General features: G+C 72.3%; 12 protein-coding genes. 6 read left to right on the forward strand and 6 right to left on the reverse strand.

The features are described from left to right. Positions 1 to 461 precede the first annotated feature (461 nt). The 4 genes from purF (at position 462) to VM889_10155 (ending at position 6,197) form a co-directional block, all read left to right on the forward strand. Positions 462 to 1,925, forward strand: coding sequence for an amidophosphoribosyltransferase (purF, locus tag VM889_10140; GenBank protein HVL48905.1), 1,464 nt, complete (start codon positions 462 to 464; stop codon positions 1,923 to 1,925). A gap of 45 nt (positions 1,926 to 1,970) precedes the next feature. Further along, a complete protein-coding gene (locus VM889_10145) occupies positions 1,971 to 2,489 on the forward strand; it encodes a hypothetical protein (protein HVL48906.1) in 519 nt (172 codons plus the stop codon). A gap of 266 nt (positions 2,490 to 2,755) precedes the next feature. After that, positions 2,756 to 5,473, forward strand: a complete 2,718-nt coding sequence (locus VM889_10150) for a DEAD/DEAH box helicase (protein HVL48907.1) — start codon at positions 2,756 to 2,758, stop codon at positions 5,471 to 5,473. Beyond that, positions 5,451 to 6,197: a metallophosphoesterase gene (locus VM889_10155; protein ID HVL48908.1), complete on the forward strand. Its 747-nt coding sequence runs from the start codon at positions 5,451 to 5,453 to the stop codon at positions 6,195 to 6,197. Before VM889_10150 ends, VM889_10155 begins: the two co-directional genes overlap by 23 nt. Here the strand turns inward: VM889_10155 and VM889_10160 are convergent. Beyond that, the gene (locus VM889_10160; GenBank protein HVL48909.1) at positions 6,133 to 9,708 is read right to left on the reverse strand and encodes a PKD domain-containing protein; all 3,576 of its coding nucleotides are present in this window, start codon (positions 9,706 to 9,708) and stop codon (positions 6,133 to 6,135) included. The two genes, VM889_10155 and VM889_10160, sit on opposite strands and share 65 nt — an antisense overlap. After that, a complete protein-coding gene (locus VM889_10165; GenBank protein HVL48910.1) occupies positions 9,705 to 10,046 on the reverse strand; it encodes a hypothetical protein in 342 nt (113 codons plus the stop codon). Before VM889_10165 ends, VM889_10160 begins: the two co-directional genes overlap by 4 nt. A 536-nt stretch (positions 10,047 to 10,582) precedes the next feature. On the opposite strand from VM889_10165, the gene VM889_10170 reads away from it, so the two are divergent. Together VM889_10170 and VM889_10175 are read left to right on the forward strand one after the other, a co-directional pair. Then, complete coding sequence (locus VM889_10170; protein ID HVL48911.1) at positions 10,583 to 10,906, forward strand: hypothetical protein; 324 nt, start codon at positions 10,583 to 10,585, stop codon at positions 10,904 to 10,906. Positions 10,907 to 10,956: 50 nt separating this feature from the next. After that, positions 10,957 to 11,895: a recombinase family protein gene (locus VM889_10175; protein ID HVL48912.1), complete on the forward strand. Its 939-nt coding sequence runs from the start codon at positions 10,957 to 10,959 to the stop codon at positions 11,893 to 11,895. A gap of 34 nt (positions 11,896 to 11,929) precedes the next feature. Here the strand turns inward: VM889_10175 and truD are convergent, their stop codons facing one another. The 4 genes from truD to VM889_10195 all read right to left on the reverse strand — a co-directional run bounded on the left by truD (position 11,930) and on the right by VM889_10195 (position 15,230). After that, a complete protein-coding gene (gene truD / locus VM889_10180) occupies positions 11,930 to 13,294 on the reverse strand; it encodes a tRNA pseudouridine(13) synthase TruD (protein ID HVL48913.1) in 1,365 nt (454 codons plus the stop codon). Then, complete coding sequence (locus tag VM889_10185) at positions 13,294 to 13,572, reverse strand: RpoL/Rpb11 RNA polymerase subunit family protein (GenBank protein HVL48914.1); 279 nt, start codon at positions 13,570 to 13,572, stop codon at positions 13,294 to 13,296. Before VM889_10185 ends, truD begins: the two co-directional genes overlap by 1 nt. A gap of 5 nt (positions 13,573 to 13,577) precedes the next feature. Next, complete coding sequence (locus tag VM889_10190; GenBank protein HVL48915.1) at positions 13,578 to 14,516, reverse strand: exosome complex RNA-binding protein Csl4; 939 nt, start codon at positions 14,514 to 14,516, stop codon at positions 13,578 to 13,580. A gap of 87 nt (positions 14,517 to 14,603) precedes the next feature. Beyond that, entirely contained in the window at positions 14,604 to 15,230 is a 627-nt protein-coding gene (locus tag VM889_10195; GenBank protein ID HVL48916.1) for an METTL5 family protein, read from the reverse strand. Between the last annotated feature and the right edge of the window lie 128 nt (positions 15,231 to 15,358).

Genomic DNA, 15,358 nt, shown 5'->3' on the forward strand with positions numbered 1-15,358 from the left:
CGCCAGGGGGCTGCCGCCCCCTGGACCCCCGACCCAAACCCGCGTCTCCTTCTCGAACGGTGCCCGGGTTCACGCCCCCTCCTTCGTAGGGTGCGGGCGCAGGGGGCGGCCCCTCGCGACGGTCCAACGTCAAACCTGGGCGCGAACACCGGCTGCGGTCCCGGTCCCGGTCCCGGTCCCGGTCCCGGTCCCGGTCCCGGTCCCGGTCCCGGTCCCGGTCCCGGACCCGGACCCGGACCCGGACCCGGACCCGGACCCGGCGCCCGGTCCCGAAACCCGGCACCCGGTCCCGAATCCCGGTCCCGAGTCCCGGTCCCGAGTCCCGGTCCCGAGTCCCGGTCCCTGCGCCCGCCGCCCACAGCCGCAGGGTGATGGCCGCGGCGCGCGGGCGTCGGGCGGCGCTCTCCGTCCCTCGAAGCCCTTTTAAACCAGGGTCGCTTAAGCCCGCCCGGGGATCCTTGATGCACGCGCGCGAGGCCGACGGGGACGAGGTCTTCGTGGACGAGCTCGAGGCCGACCGCGCGCCCATCCGGGACCATTGCGGGGTCGCGGGCCTCGCGGCGCAGGGCCTCTCCTCGGCGCCGCCGCTCTACGCGATGCTGCGGGCGCTCCAGCACCGGGGTCAGGAATCGGCCGGCATCACGGTCATCCGGAAGGGCGGGGCCGCGACGCACAAGGCGATGGGCCTCGTCGAGAACGTGTTTCCGCGCGAAATCCTGAACGAGCCGGACTCGGGCGTCGGGATCGGGCACGTCCGGTACTCGACGACGGGCGGCTCCTTCCTCGAGAACGCGCAGCCGGTCGTCGTCTCGTCGTCCGCGGGCGACGTCGCGATCGCGCACAACGGCGACATCGTGAACTCGGGCCAGCTCCGCGAGGAGCTCAAGGCGAAGGGCTGGAGCTTCCTCACGACGAACGACACGGAGGTCGCGGTGCGCCTCCTCGCGAACGAGCTCGCGCACACCGAGAACCGCGTGAAGGCGATCCGCAACGTGGTCCGGCGTCTCACGGGCTCGTTCTCCCTCGTGATCCTCGTCGGCGGCGCGCTCTTCGCGGTGCGCGACCCGCTCGGCATCAAGCCGCTCTGCGTCGGCAAGCTCGCGGGCGGCGCGGGCCACGTCGTCGCGAGCGAGTCGACGGCGCTGAACGCGATCGGCGCGGACCTCGTGCGCGACGTCGAGCCGGGCGAGATCCTCGAAATCGCGCCCGAGAAGATCGTGCCCCACCCGCTCGGCCACCGCGACGAGGCCGCGCACTGCATGTTCGAGTACGTCTATTTCGCGCGCGCCGACAGCGTCATCGACCAGCGGCCGGTGTACGACGTGCGCCACCGCATCGGCCACGCGCTTGCGACGGAGGCCCCCGCGGACGCCGACATCGTCGTCCCGGTGCCCGACTCGGGCCGCACGCACGCGCTCGGGTACGCCGCGAAGAGCGGCCTCCCGTTCGTCGAGGGCCTGATGAAGAACCGCTACGTGCACCGCACGTTCATCATGCCCGACCAGAAGGACCGCGACCAGTCGGTCCGCATGAAGCTCAATCCCGTGCGATCGCAGATCCAGGGCAAGCGCGTCGTCCTCCTCGACGACAGCATCGTGCGCGGCACCACGATGCGCCGCATCGTCGCGATGCTGCGCGACGCCGGCGCGCGGGAGGTGCACGTGCGGATCGGCTCCCCGCCGATCATCGCCCCCTGCTACCTGGGGATCGACATGAACACGCGCCAGCAGCTCGTCGCGGCCGAGCATCCGATCGCCGAGATCCAGAAGCTCATCGGGGCGGACTCGCTCGCCTACCTGTCGCTCGACGGCCTCGTGAAGGCGATCGACCTGCCGCGCCGCGACCTCTGCATGGGCTGCCTCACGGGCGCCTACCCCGTGGAGATTCCGGGAGAGCAGCACCGCCGGCAGCAGCGGCTCTTCTAACGGCGTACCAGAAGGGTCTTTGCGCGATGCGCGGGCGGGCGGCGCATGCCCCGATCATCCGTCCGCGTCCTCGCGATCGCCGCGGGCCTCGTCTCGGTCTCCGTCCTCTCGGCCGGATGCCTCGAGGCCGTCGGCTTCGGCATCGGAACGTTCCGCCCCGGCGGCGAAGGCCACTTCGAGATCAAGCCCCCGCGCCTGGTCTACGCCCCCGGGGAGCGCTTCACCGCGAAGATCTTCTTCATCAACGACGCGCAGAAGGACGTGAAGTCGCCGCAGCTCGAATCCTTCGAATGGTTCCTCATCGGGCCCGAGGGGCCCGTCGGCCACGGATGGATCGACCAGTCGCCGCCCGAGTCGGAGCGCGTCCACCCGCGCGACCGGGCCATCGTGGGCGAGGTCTCCTTCAACCTCGTCGACCCGGACTACGGGCAGCCGTATCCGCCCGGCCGCTACGCCGTCAAGATGCAGTGGAAGGACCTCTGGGGCGAGGGCTTCTTCGAGATCCAGGAACCCTCGGCCGTCGCGAAGCGCGAAGGGTCCGGCTGCGTCCAGGAAGGGTGCTGACGCGCGTCGGCTCAGGAATGGGAGGTGGACGCCCCCGCCGTTGGGAGGCTGATGAAAATGTGGGAGGCCGGCGGGGACGTCGTCGTTACGGGAGTAACGGTACGGCACCTCCATTCCTTACTCGCTTCGCTTCGTAGATAAAACTTGGCGAAGGCCGGGAACCCTGCCTGGTCAACCCCGCCGCCCCTGGGGAAACGGAAGGGTTCCTTTCGGCGTCCCCCGCGAACGCCTTATGTGGCAGAAGGGGCGTCGAAGGGCGTTTTGCGATGACGGCGGCGAATTGCGTGTCCCCGGTGGACGAGGCCCTCGCGGCCCGCCTCGAACCCGAGGTCGGGCGCTGGGCGCTCGACCGCTTCGGGGCCTTCACGCCCCCGCAGCGCGAGGCCGTTCCGAAGATCCTCGACGGCCGAAACGTCCTCATCTCCTCCCCCACGGGGTCCGGCAAGACGCTCTCCGCGTTCCTCGCCGCGCTCGACGGACTCGTGGGCCTCGCGAAGCGCGGCCGGCTCGAGGACCGCGTGCACCTCGTGTACGTCTCGCCGCTCAAGGCGCTGAACAACGACATCGAGCGCAACCTCGTCGAGCCCCTCACGGGCATCCGGCGCGAGCTGGACCGCGCCGGGGTCGAGGCGGCCGCGATCCGCGTCGGGGTCCGCACCGGCGACACGAGCCCCCGCGAGCGGGCCCGGCAGACCGCGAAACCCCCGCACGTCCTCATCACGACGCCCGAATCGCTCGCGATCCTCCTCTCGGCGCCGCGCTACGGCGAGCACCTCGCGGGCGCGCGGTGGGTCATCGTGGACGAGGTCCACGCCCTCGCGGAGTCGAAGCGCGGCGTCCACCTTGCGCTCTCGCTCGAGCGGCTCGAGGCCCGCGTCGTCGCGGCGGGCCGTCCGCCGCCCGTCCGCATCGGCCTTTCCGCGACGCTCTCGCCGCTCGACGCCGTCGCGCGCTTCCTCTTCGGCCCCGGCCGGGACGGGGACGTCGTGGACGTGCAGTACCTGAAGGACATCGACCTCAGCGTCGTGACGCCCGTCCCGGATCTCGTGCGCGCGACCGGCCCGGAGGTCATGGACGGCCTGTACCGGCTCCTCGACGGGCTCATCGAGAAGCACCGGACGACGCTCGTCTTCACGAACACGCGCGCCGGGACCGAGCGCCTCGTCCTCCACCTCAAGCAGCGGTACGGCCGGAAGTACGCCGACCTTGCGGGCCCGGGCGGACCGCCCGGAGGAGGCGCGGACGAAGCGCGCGTGGAGGGCCCCGACGCGGCCGAGGGGGGCGACCCCGTGACCGCGCCGTCCTCCTTCATCGCCGCGCACCACGGGTCGCTCTCGCGCGAGCGGCGCCACGAGGTCGAATCGCGCCTCAAGGCGGGCGATCTCAAGTGCGTCGTGTGCTCGACGTCGCTCGAGCTCGGCATCGACATCGGCTACGTCGACCTCGTCGTCCTGCTCGGAAGCCCGAAGGGCATCGCGCGGGCGCTGCAGCGCGTCGGCCGCAGCGGCCACAAGCTGGGAGAGACCTCGCGCGGGATCATCGTCCCGCTCGACCGCGACGACCTCGTGGAATCCGTGGTGCTCGCGCGCGAGGCCCGCGCGCGACGGCTCGACCGCGTGACCCTCCCCGCAAACGCGCTCGACGTGCTCGCGCAGCATCTCGTCGGCCTCAGCCTCGAGGGCGTGCAGGAGGCGGACGCGGTCTACGCGCTCGTTCGCCGCGCCGGCCCGTACGCGGACCTCCCGCGCGAGGATTTCGACGCGACGCTCCGCTACCTCGCGGGATCCGGACCCGGCCTCGAGGAGCGACGCATCTACGGCAAGGTCTGGTACGACGCGACGACGGGGCGATTCGGCCGCAAGGGTCGCATGGCGCGGCCCATCTACAGCCTGAACGTCGGCACCATCCCGGAAACGACGCACGCGGTCGTGTACGACGGCGAACGGTACGTGGGGCAGATCGAAGAGGCGTTCCTCGAGTCCCTGAACCCGGGCGACGTGTTCGTCCTCGGCGGGACGACGTGGGCGTTCCTCCGCGCGCAGGGCATGAAGGCGCAGGTGGCCTCGGCGAGCGGTCGCCGCCCGACCGTGCCCGCGTGGTCGAGCGAGAAGCTGCCGCTTGCGTACGACCTCGCCCGCGCCGTCGCGCGCTTCCGCGAGGAGGTCGGGAGCCTCCTCGCGACCCGGGGCCGCGACGTGGCGGAGGCGTTCGTGCGTGAAGCGTATCACGTGGATGCCGTGACGGCATCATCCATTCTCGCGTACTTCTCCGAGCAGGCGAGATTCGCGGCCGTTCCCGCGGCCGACGAGGTCCTCGTCGAGGAGTTCGTGGACGACGACCTCCGCCGCAACTACGTCGTCCACACCCTCCTCGGCCGGCGCGCGAACGAGGCGCTCGCCCGCGTCTTCGCCAAGCGCATCTCGGACCTCAAGGGCGTGAACGCACGCGTGCAGGTCGCGGATTCCGGCTTCATCATCGCCGTGCCGCGCGCCTGCGTGCTGACCGCGACGGACGTGCGCGGCCTGTTCTTCAGCGAAGTGCGGCGCGAGGCCCCCCGCGCCCTCGAAGGCACCGAGCTCCTCAAGCGCCGGTTCCGGCACGTCGCGACGCGCGCGTTCCTCATCCTGAGGAACTACGCGGGACGCGAGAAGAGCGTCGGACGGCAGCAGGTCAACTCGTTTGTCCTCTACCACGTCCTCAAGCGCCTGGACCCGGATTTCCCGGTCCTCAAGGAGCTCCGACGCGAGCTCGAGGACGACGCGCTCGACGTCGCGCGCGCGGAGGCCCTGACGCACGCCGTCCTGACGCGCCAGGCGAAGGTGACGCTCCTCAGGAACCGCAAGGCGCCCTCGCCCTTCGCCCACGGCCTCGTCGCGCTCGGCGCGACCGACACCGTCGTCATGGAGGACCGGAAGGCCTTCATGCTCGACCTGCACGAACGCGTCCTGGAGCTCCTCGAGCATGAAGCCGCCCGCCCCGCCTGAGATCCTCGACGGGGCCGCGCGCCTCCTCGCGCCCGGCGCCCTGCACCTTCCCGACGCGCGCGCGCTCGTCGTCGCCGACCTTCACCTCGGCTTCGAAGCCGCGCACGCCGCGCGCGGGGCGCTCATGCCGGTGGGCCACGCCGTCGCGACCGCGACAGCCCACGCCCGGGCGCTCGTCCGGGAGACGGGCGCGACGACGCTTGTCGTCGCCGGGGACTTCAAGCACGGCGCCGGGGCGCGCCGCCTCGACGAGGCCCGCGAGGTGCGGGCCTTCATCGCGGCCGTGCGCGCGGCCGGCGCGCGCGTCGTGGTCGCGCGCGGCAACCACGACCGGGGCATCGAGGCGATGGTCGGCGAGGGCGTTCCCGTCGTGGACGCGCTCGACCTCGGCGGCGTGCGCGTCGCGCACGGCCACGCCCGCGTCGCGCGCCCGCGGGGCGGTCTCCTCGCGACGGGCCACCAGCACCCGGTGCTCGCGCTTGCGGACGCCGTCGGCGCCGAGGCCCGCTTTCCGGCGTTCCTCTACGCGCCCGCGCGCGGCCATCTCGTGCTGCCTTCGCTGTCGCCCTGGGCGCGCGGCGCGGACTTCGTGCGCGCGCCGGCCTTCCAGGGCCCGGTCCTCTCCCGCCTCGATCCGGCGGACTTCGAGGCCTGGGGCGTCATGGACGACCGCGTGCTTCCGTTCGGTCCCCTCGGCGTCCTCGCGCGAGCGCTCGCGCGATGACGGCCGCGAGCGCCGCGGCGACGATGCCGGGCGCCGGGACGCCGCGGGCGTGTTCTGCCGGCCCCTCTTCCGGCGCGGACGCGGGTTCCGGCGCGGCCACCACGAACGGCACCTCGAGGACGGGCCCGCTCGCGCCGTCGAGACCCTCCGCGCGAAGCTGGACGACGTGACGCCCGGGGGCGAGGTCCGCGGTCGCGACGACGAGCGACCAGGGCGTCGCGAGGCCGGGAACGGGGCGCCAGGGGCCCTGGTCGAGGCGCCACGCGAGGAGTTTCGGGGGGGCCGCGCTCTCGACGAGGCCGGAGAGGCGGAGGAACGCCGGAACCGGGCCCGCGGGACTCGTCGAGAGCACGACGACGGGTCCGGAGCGCGCGATCGCGACGGGGATCGTCGTCTCCTCGAACCGGTCGGGCGCGGCGTAGGCGCGGATGGCGAGGGTTCGGACGCCGATGGGCTCGCGCGAGACGTCCATTTCGAGACGCCACCGCGTGCCTTCGACGGCCACGGGGAACCACGGGCCCTCGTCGAGGCGCGCGCGGATCTCGAGCGGCGTCGCGGGCGCGTGGGCGTTGCCGGCCACGACGAGCCTCGCATCCCCTGGAACCACGGGCTCGTCCACGGTGAGGAGGAGCCCCTCGATCCCCGCGGGCGCGTTCTCGACGACGAAGGGCACGACGGCGTGGGTTTCGGCGCGGCCGTCGCTCGCCTTCACGCGGAGATCGTAGGGACCGTTCTCGAGGCCGCGGGTGTCGAGGTCGAGGCTCCACGAACCGCCGCCGGTCGCGCGCGCCCAGCGGCCGCCGGACGGGCTCACGGTCGCGTTTTCGCGCGCGAGTAACCAGAAGACCTCGACGAATCCGCGGTCGTCGCCCGCGGCTCCGTGGAAGGCGACACGACCGCGCACGACGGACCCCGGCTGCGGGAAGGCGACCGCGAGCGTGGGAGGCGCATCGGGGGTCAAGGCGTCCTCGACGAGGACGACGCCGGTCGCGCGCGACGACGCGCCCTCGTCGTCGGTCACGTGGAGCGTCACGGGATGGGACCCCGCGCGCGCGAAGCGCGCTTCCGCGACGGGTCCGCCTTCGCGCTCCGCGACGCCGTCGCCGTCAAGGTCCCAGGCGAAGCGTACGATGCGGCCGTCGGGATCGACGCCCTCGCCCGAGACGCGGACGGGGACGCCGGGAGCGGTTTTGAAGGGGCCCCCGACGCGCGCGACCGGCGGGAGGTTCGCGACCTTGAACGCGAGGCGGGCGCTCGACGAGGCGCCCGCGTCGTCCCAGGCCGTGAAGGTGACGTCGTAGAGCCCGCTTCGCGCGTAGGCGTGGCGGACGAGGCGGCCCTCCGCGTCGAGGCCCGGGTCGCACGCGGGGAGCCGGTGGTCGGCGCTCGGCGGCGCGGCGCAGCCCTTCGCGTCCCCGAAATCCCAGAGAACGCGGGCGATGCGCCCGTCGGGGTCGCGCGCGAGGCCCGCGAACGTGACGGTCGCGAGGGCGTCCGCGTGCTCCGGGAGGGCCGCGACCGCGACGATCGGCGGATGGTTCAGGACGACGATCTCGCGCTCGGCGATCGAGGTCGCGCCGCGGTCGTCCGTGACGGCGAGGCGCACGAGGTACGCGCCGGCGGCCGCATACACGTGGTGCGCGACCGCTTCGCGCGAGGCGTTGCCGTCGCCGAAATCCCAGTGCCACGCGACGATCTCGCCGTCGAGCTTCGCGGAGGCGTCGCGGAAGAGCGCGGCGTCCATCGCGAGCGGGGATGCGGGAACGACCGTGAATCCGGCGCGCGGCGCGATGTTCGCGATGGTGATCGTCCGCGACGCGCTCGACGCTTCGCCGAGCGCGTCCGTCACGGTGAGGGTCACGTCGAATACGCCTCTGGGGAACCGGTGCGTCGGATGGCGCTCGCGGCTCGAGGCGCCGTCGCCGAAGCTCCAGTGCCACGCGGCGAGATCCCCCGGCCCGTCGCGGTCCGTCGAGAGGTCGGAGAACCGGATCGTGTCGAGGCTCGTCGCGACCGTGCGGTCGGAGGTGAACGCGGCCGCTGGTCGGGCGTTCGGAACCACCGTTTCGAAGGAGACCGGGTTGCTCACGGCGCCCTGGTCGTCGCGCACGACGAGGGAGACTTCGTGCGCGCCGCGTTTCGGGAAGCTCTCGCGCGCGAGGGGCTCGCCGCGGAAGGGGGTCCACGCGGCGTCGCGGCCGACGCGCCAGCTCCAGCCCGCGACGACGCCGTCGGGGTCGTGGGAGCCGGAGCCGTCGAGGAGGGTCGGAACGCCGGCCGAGGCCGGAGGCGCGGCAAGCCGCGCCTGCGCCACGGGCGGCCGGTTCGTCGCGAGGACCCAGCGCGTTGCGACGCCTTCGTTCCCCTCGCCGTCGCGCGCCTTGAGCACGACGAGGTGGAACCCGGGCCTCGCGAGGCTGAAGGACGCGTCCGCGCCCTCGGCGACGCGCGCGCCGTCGACGAACCATTCGACGGAGGCGAGCGGGCTCGAGGCCTCGGCGCGCGCCCGGAGGGTCGTGAAGGTCGGCGCGACGAGCGGATCGAGCGTCGCCTTGAGCGCGTGGGGCGCTCCGAGGCGGACGACGATCTGCGACGGGATGCCCCCGGGGACACGCGCCTCGAGGACGTGGTCGCCTTCGAAGGCGCCCGCGAGGGGCCACCGCCACGCCCACGCGCCCGACGCCTCCACGGACACCTCGACCGGGGGACCATCGTCCACCGCAAGCGCGACCCGGTTTGCGCCGCGGGCGAGCCCCGCGACGTGCGCGCAGGGCGGAGGGGCGCACCCGCGTTCGCCCTCGCCGCTCAGGCCCGACCCCTGGGCGGGCGCGAGGATCGAAACCTCGGGCGCGCGCGAGCCGTTTCCCGCCGCAAGCCGGATCTGGGCCGGAAGCGAGGCTCCGAGCGAAGGCGCGGCGGCGACGGCCGTGACGGTGCGCGCGCCGGGCGCGAGGAAGGGGACGGCGGCGGTCCAGAAACCGCCCGCGACGTCGGCGTCGATCCACGGTCCGTCGTCGACGCGCACCCGGACGTCCACGTCGGGCTGGGGCGGATGGACCCGGCCCGCGACCGCGAGCGGTTCGCGGCCGTCGACGCCCGCGCCGTGGCGCGGCGCGAGGATCGCGACGCCGGGGGGCGGCGTGTCGCCCGCGAGGACGGTCGCGAACGCGGAGGCGGACGAGCGGCGGCCGTCGGTCGCGCGCGCCTCGATCACGTGCGCGCCCGAGGCCACGGGAATGGAGACGCTCCAGGCGGCCGCGGGGCGACCCCGCGCGCCGAGCGCGGCCGAATGCCAGGGCCCGTCGTCGACGCGGACCTGCACGTCCGCGACGCCCGTGTCGTTGTCGTACGCCACGCCCGTGACGCGCACGGCCCTCGCGACCCCGGCGCCATCCTCGGGCGCGACGATGCGGACGGTCGGAGGCGCGTCCGCGTCGGCGGTCCCCGCCACCGGGGGCGCAAGCGGCGTCGCGAGCACAAGGAGGGCGAGAAGGATCGGGCGGCGTTTCACGGGAGGCACCCCCGCGTCGGGTTCAGCGGGCACCACCAGGGACCGAGGTCGGTGACCTGGATGGGCACGCCGAAGGCGGGCTCCTTGCGGTACGCCTCGAACGTGACGACGATGCGGTACGCGGGCGACGCGCCGGGCCCGGGATCCACGACGACGTCCCAGTCGCGCCCGCCGGGTCGCGCCTGGAGACGGAACGCGCCGTGATCCGCGTCCTGCGCCCACGAATCGAGCAGCGTCGCCATCCCGTGCGTCGCCGCGTCGTGCACGCTCATCCGGACGCTTCCGGACGTCGCGCGCGCGGTCACGACGAGCGTCGCGTCGGGCGGGACGCCGCGCACGGCGAAGACGCGCGTCGCGTCGACGTCGGGGTCCGCGAAGACGGCGAAGGGGGCCGGCGTGCCCGCGAGGCCCGCGAGGACCTCCTCGTGCGGGGGGACGGGCGCGGCGGCCGGCGCCGCCGGCAGGAGGAGGAGAAGGGCGAGGAGGACGCTGCGCTCGATCAGGGTCCGCGTGAGCAGGTCGATCCGGCCTCCCGACGGGGACCGGGGTCGGGACGCCCCTCACCTTTGCGGTGTCACCGTCGTGAAACGCGCCGTGTACGAAGAATCCTTGACGGACGCGTGCATGTACGACAGATGCGTTCCTGACACAAGCCAACTTTGGATTCGGACCTGAATTTGATCCAGAACGTCGATAATTTTGCCTGCGGGGCGTTCGCCAGCACGGGGCGGCCTCCACCCTCGACCGCCCGCCCGGCGGCTCGAGGGCGAATCTCGTGCGTCGCATCCGGAACGAGGAGGGGGCCTCGTTTCTGCCCGCGAACGAAAGCGAAAACTAGATCGGAGCAGTGGCCTTTGACTAGACTCCGGTCTAGATGTCGCTCGAAACCCGGGTCTGGGGGTCGAAATCGACCCCCAACCTCTTCACCACCATCCCCGTCGCGGTCCGACGCCAGCTGCATATAAGCGCGGACGACCAGGTCGCCTGGCGACTCGAAGGGAGCTTCGCCGAGGTCCGGCGCCACACGGGGGAACCCTCGACGAACGGAAAGGACGGATACACCGTGTACAAGCAGGCCCGCTCGAACAGCCTCTACACGGCGATCCCGGTCGCGGTCATCGAGCAGCTGCGCCTTCGCGCCCGCGACCGGGCCGCCTGGGAGCTCCACGGGGACAAGGCGCACCTCCGGCGCGGGTGATCCGGGACCATTCCGAAAAGGAAACGAGGACGCCCCTCGTTCCTTGCGGCGTGGCGACGCGCGCGTTCACGCTCGACCTCGAGCCCTTCCTGAGGAACGTCGACGAGACCAAGCCGCAGGTCATCGCGCTCCTGCCCCCGGAGGAGGCAAGGCGGCTCCGCCTCGCGGGCCACAAGGTGTACCGCGTCCTCACGCGCGTCTCCGACGACAAGCTCCTCTCCATTCCCCAGCAGATCCGGGAATGCGTCCGCTACGCGGCCGGCGAGGAGGTGGCGAACGCGCGCCGCGACGACGCCGAGGACGTCCCGGGCGTGGTGGACATTGTGTACAATTTCGGCACGCAAAGCGGCTTCACGCTCTTCGAGAGCCCGCTCTTCAAGGAGCTGCTTTCCGCGGCGGGAAACGACGGCTTCGACGGCTTCATCGCCCGCGATTCGTCTCGTTTGGGCCGCGATTATTGGGACAAGTTCGCGACGCTGGGGCTTCTGCGACGATCCCAGAAGGAGCTGCACGTCCTCGAGGACGGCGGCCGCTTCGACTACGACGACGACCTCACGAAGGTCCGAAGCTGGGCCGACACCTGGAGCGATTCGAAGAAGAAGCTCGAGGAGATCCGCAAAAGCGTCCGCGCGACCTCGTCCCTCAGGGAGGCGGGGATCCCGACGACGTCGCTCCCCTTCGGCTACGCGAGCGCGCCCGCCCCCCGGGGGCGGCACCGCGTCTGGGTGGTCACGGAGGACGCGGCGAAGGTCCGCGCGCTCTTTGCGGCCGCGGAGGCGGCCGGAGAACGAGTCCCCGTCGGCGCGCTCGCGAAGGCCTACGGCCTCTCGCCGCAGCTCGTGCGCAAGATCCTGAGGAACCGGGCCTACACGGGGGGGTTCAACTGGGCCGGCGGTTTCGTCCCGTGCGATCCAGGCACGGTGCCCCCGCTCGTCCCCGTGGACGTGTGGGAGCGCGTCCAGAGGAAGCTTCGGAAGCGCGATTCTTAGTCAAGCGATCCACGTACTCGCATGACACGCTCACTCAGAACGCGTAGTAGGGCGATTTCGTGATCTCGCGCACGAGGCACGTGGCGTAACACCCCTTGGACAGGCCGAACGCGAGGGTCACCTTCTCGCCGTGCGCGTCGCTTCCCGCCTGGACGGCGGCGCCCGCGGGGCGCGCATGGAGGGCGCGCCGCGTTCCGGAGGAGCCGGCTTCCGGGAGCGCCGCGACGCGGAAGGCCGAGACGGGGATGCCCTCGGCCTCGACGACGGCGCGCTCGATCTCCCCCTGGAGGCCGCCGGACCACGGCGGGTCGGATCCCGTGACGAGGCCGCTCACGAACGCGCGGCCGCGGGCCACCTGCAGGCGCGCCTTCGCGAGGTTCGCGCTCGTGACGGCGACGGGTCGCTCCGTGGAGGGGACCCCGTGCGCGTCCGCGGGAAGGAGGAGGTCGCCCTCCTGCGGCTCCGCGAGGCCGACGCCCCGCGCGAGGCGCTCTGAGAGCGCGCGGTTGAAGAGGAGCGACTGGTAGGCGTAGACGAACATCGTGAGGAGGTTCCCCGGGAGCGCGAGGAGCGCGCCCGCCCAGTCGCCGGGCTTCGCGGCGAGGTGCCGGATCATCGTGCGCTCGAAGCTCAGGAATTCCGGATACCAGCGCGCGGCGGAGGCGAAGTCGCGGGATTCCTGGAGCCTCGCGCGCGCCTCGCGCACCTCGGGCGGGTCGGCCTCCATGGGGTTCGCCGCGTACGCCATGACGGCGCCCTCGAGGTCGCCGAGGACGAGGAGCCGCCCCACGACGTGGGTGATCGGGCGCACCTGGCCGAAGCGCTGGAGGCCGAAATAGTTCGGAAAACCCCCCTTCCCGTGGAGGTCCGCGAGCGTCGCCTCGGCGAGCGTCCTTGCGTCGTCGGAGGCGATCGGAAGATCGCGCACCGCGATCTCGAAACGGTTGCCGACGAGCTCGCCGATCTTTGGCGCGCGGTCGACCCGGAAGGTCTCCAGGATCTCGACGTCCTTGATCGCGAGGGCGCGCACGCGGTCCTCCGGCGCTGGGACGCTCACGTATTGCGTGGTGACGGCCCGTTTGTCCTTCGTGCCCGCGAAGAAGACGGCCTGGCGCGAGACCTTCAGGCGGTCCGCGATCTCGCGCATGAGGCGATTCGTCTCCCAGTTGCGCGCGCGGACGGCCGCGACCGTGTACTTGCCCTCGCCCGTGGGCGCGGGAAAGGCGAGCGGAATCTCGCCGACGACGAAATCCTCCGGAAACGTCCGCAGGCGCCCCCCGGTGCCGGGGGTCGCGGCGAGGAAGCGGGACATCCCGACGGCGTCCTCGAACGCGTCGGGCGCGAGGAGGGGGGCGACGGGCCCGCGGCCTTCGCGGAGGTGGGCGCCCGTCGTGGGCATCACTTCGAGGTGGCCCGGATAACCTGGGTTTCGAGCTCGTCGAAGAGCGTGCGCAGCTCCTTCGCGGCCTGCTTCAGCTGGGCCTCGGGCTTGCCGCCCTTGACCTCGAGGTAGAGCTTGGGGTTGTCGAGGAACGGGTGGCCCATGAGATAGGTCGCGCTCACGACCTTCTCGCTCTTGAGGAGGTGCTGCTTCAGGAGGTTGAGCAGCGTCTCGTTCTCGCCCTTGACCTCGATCTCCAGGGCGTTCTCGGTCTTCTTCAGAAGTGAAATCTCCATGCGTGTCACGCTCCGTCGCCACCGCCGCCGTCGCCGTTGCGACCGCCGCGGCGCCTTCCGCGGCCGCCGCGCCGGCGCCGGCGCTGGCCGCCTTCGCGCCCCTCGCCGCCTTCGGCGCGCTCGCCCGTGGGCTCGCGCCGCGGACGCTCGTCGCGGTCGCCGCCGCGGCGCTCGCCGCCCCGGCGCTCCCCGCGCGGAGGTCCGCGCCGGTCGCCCCGGTCCCCGCGGCCGCCGCGCTCGCCGCGGCCCCCGCGGCGATCGCCTCGGTCGCCGCGGCCGAATCCGCCCCGGCGCTCGCGCGGGGCGCGCGGCGGCGGAACGTACGCGTCGATGTACTCCTGGGGGGCGACGAGGTGGCCCGAGCCGTAGTCGGCCGCGAGCTTCACCGTCTCCTTCCAGTCGCACTCGGGACACACGAGGCCGCTGCCGCGCTTCTCCATGACGTTGCGGCAGCGGGCGCAGTAGAGCTTGAGGATGCCGAACTCGGGGCCCTTCGTCGAGAGCTGGACCGCGGGTTTCGTCTCGAGGACGACCGCGCGGAGGACCGCGCCGAGCTTGAGCGCGTCCTCGAGGTTGTCGACGTAGTGCTCCGACACCTTGCTGATGTGGAGCGTGCCGTTCGTGTCGGACCCGATCTGGCGGTTGGGTTGCGCGGAGACCGCGCGGACCTCGACGATCGCCATGGTCGGGCGGACCGCCTGGACGGTGCCGATCACGATGTCGCCGGCCTTGAGGATGAGCGGCTCCTTCGTCACCGCGTGGACCTTCGCGATGAAGTCGCTCGTGTCCAGCTCGAGCCGGCCGAGACGGGCCGCGTACACGGTGCCGTTCTCCTCGTACGTGCCGTCGCCGGGGATGAACTCCTCGGCGATCGCGATCTCGTCGCCGGGAAAGACAAGACTGGGAGCGGTGGGCGCGGCCATGGAGAGCCTGGGCGGGAACACGGCCCCGCCTTCTTAAAGGATTCGGGCCCCGAACGACCCCCCGTGTGACAGCTTGATTGTGGAATGTCTGTTACGCATATGGCGTGACTAATCACCGCCATGGGCGTCGTCGCCGTGGGTGAACCGCAAGGCGACCACGTCGACGTCCTTCACCGGCTTCTCGTGGAAGGCGAACTGGGCCTTGAGGGGGAAGCGGTACGGGATCGCGTGCGTCACGACGACGCCGGCCCGGGAGGCGTAGTTCTCGACCCACATCTGCGTCTCCGCGAGGTGGATGGACCAGATGACGGGGCTCGACCGGAACGCGGCATCGAGAAAGGGGCGGTCCGCGTGGCGCTTCTGCGCGCCGAAGGGGGGATTCATGATCGCGGTGTCGGCGGGCCACGTGAGGCCATCCACGTCAGAATGCTCGATTTCGAAGCGGTCGGCGACGCCGAGTTGCCTTGCGCTTTCGAGGGCGACCGACAGGGCGTCCGCGTCGACGTCCACGCCCGTCGCGCGTGGCGCGCCGAGAAGGAGGGCGCCGAGGGCGAGCATGCCCGTTCCGCATCCGAGGTCGACGAGGGTCCGTTCTCCGACGTCTCCCAGCGCATAGGCCTGCCACAGGAGGTCCGCGGCGATCACGGGCGGCGTGCGGTACTGCTCGAGGTCCGCGCGCGGCTTCGGGTGCGCAGGGACGCGTTCGAGCAGGATCTCGAGGTCGCGTTTCCTCACGTCGATCCGCCCCGAAGCAAGAATGAGTCAGATAATACGAACCAACGCGTAACCAAGAACAACAATGCGAAGCTCACCATCGAGCCCTGTCCGCTCCCGCCGGGTCACGCGAACTCGGGCCCGTGGTG

Source organism: Candidatus Thermoplasmatota archaeon (assembly GCA_035540375.1).
Lineage (GTDB): Archaea > Thermoplasmatota > SW-10-69-26 > JACQPN01 > JAJPHT01 > DATLGO01.

Bases quoted from the DNA above. Each gene is read 5' to 3' on its own strand.
- VM889_10170 (HVL48911.1), top strand. From the start codon at position 10,583: ATGTCGCTCGAAACCCGGGTCTGGGGGTCGAAATCGACCCCCAACCTC.
- VM889_10150 (HVL48907.1), top strand. From the start codon at position 2,756: ATGACGGCGGCGAATTGCGTGTCCCCGGTGGACGAGGCCCTCGCGGCC.
- VM889_10155 (HVL48908.1), top strand. From the start codon at position 5,451: ATGAAGCCGCCCGCCCCGCCTGAGATCCTCGACGGGGCCGCGCGCCTC.
- VM889_10185 (HVL48914.1), bottom strand. From the start codon at position 13,572: ATGGAGATTTCACTTCTGAAGAAGACCGAGAACGCCCTGGAGATCGAG.
- purF (HVL48905.1), top strand. From the start codon at position 462: ATGCACGCGCGCGAGGCCGACGGGGACGAGGTCTTCGTGGACGAGCTC.
- truD (HVL48913.1), bottom strand. From the start codon at position 13,294: ATGCCCACGACGGGCGCCCACCTCCGCGAAGGCCGCGGGCCCGTCGCC.
- VM889_10145 (HVL48906.1), top strand. From the start codon at position 1,971: ATGCCCCGATCATCCGTCCGCGTCCTCGCGATCGCCGCGGGCCTCGTC.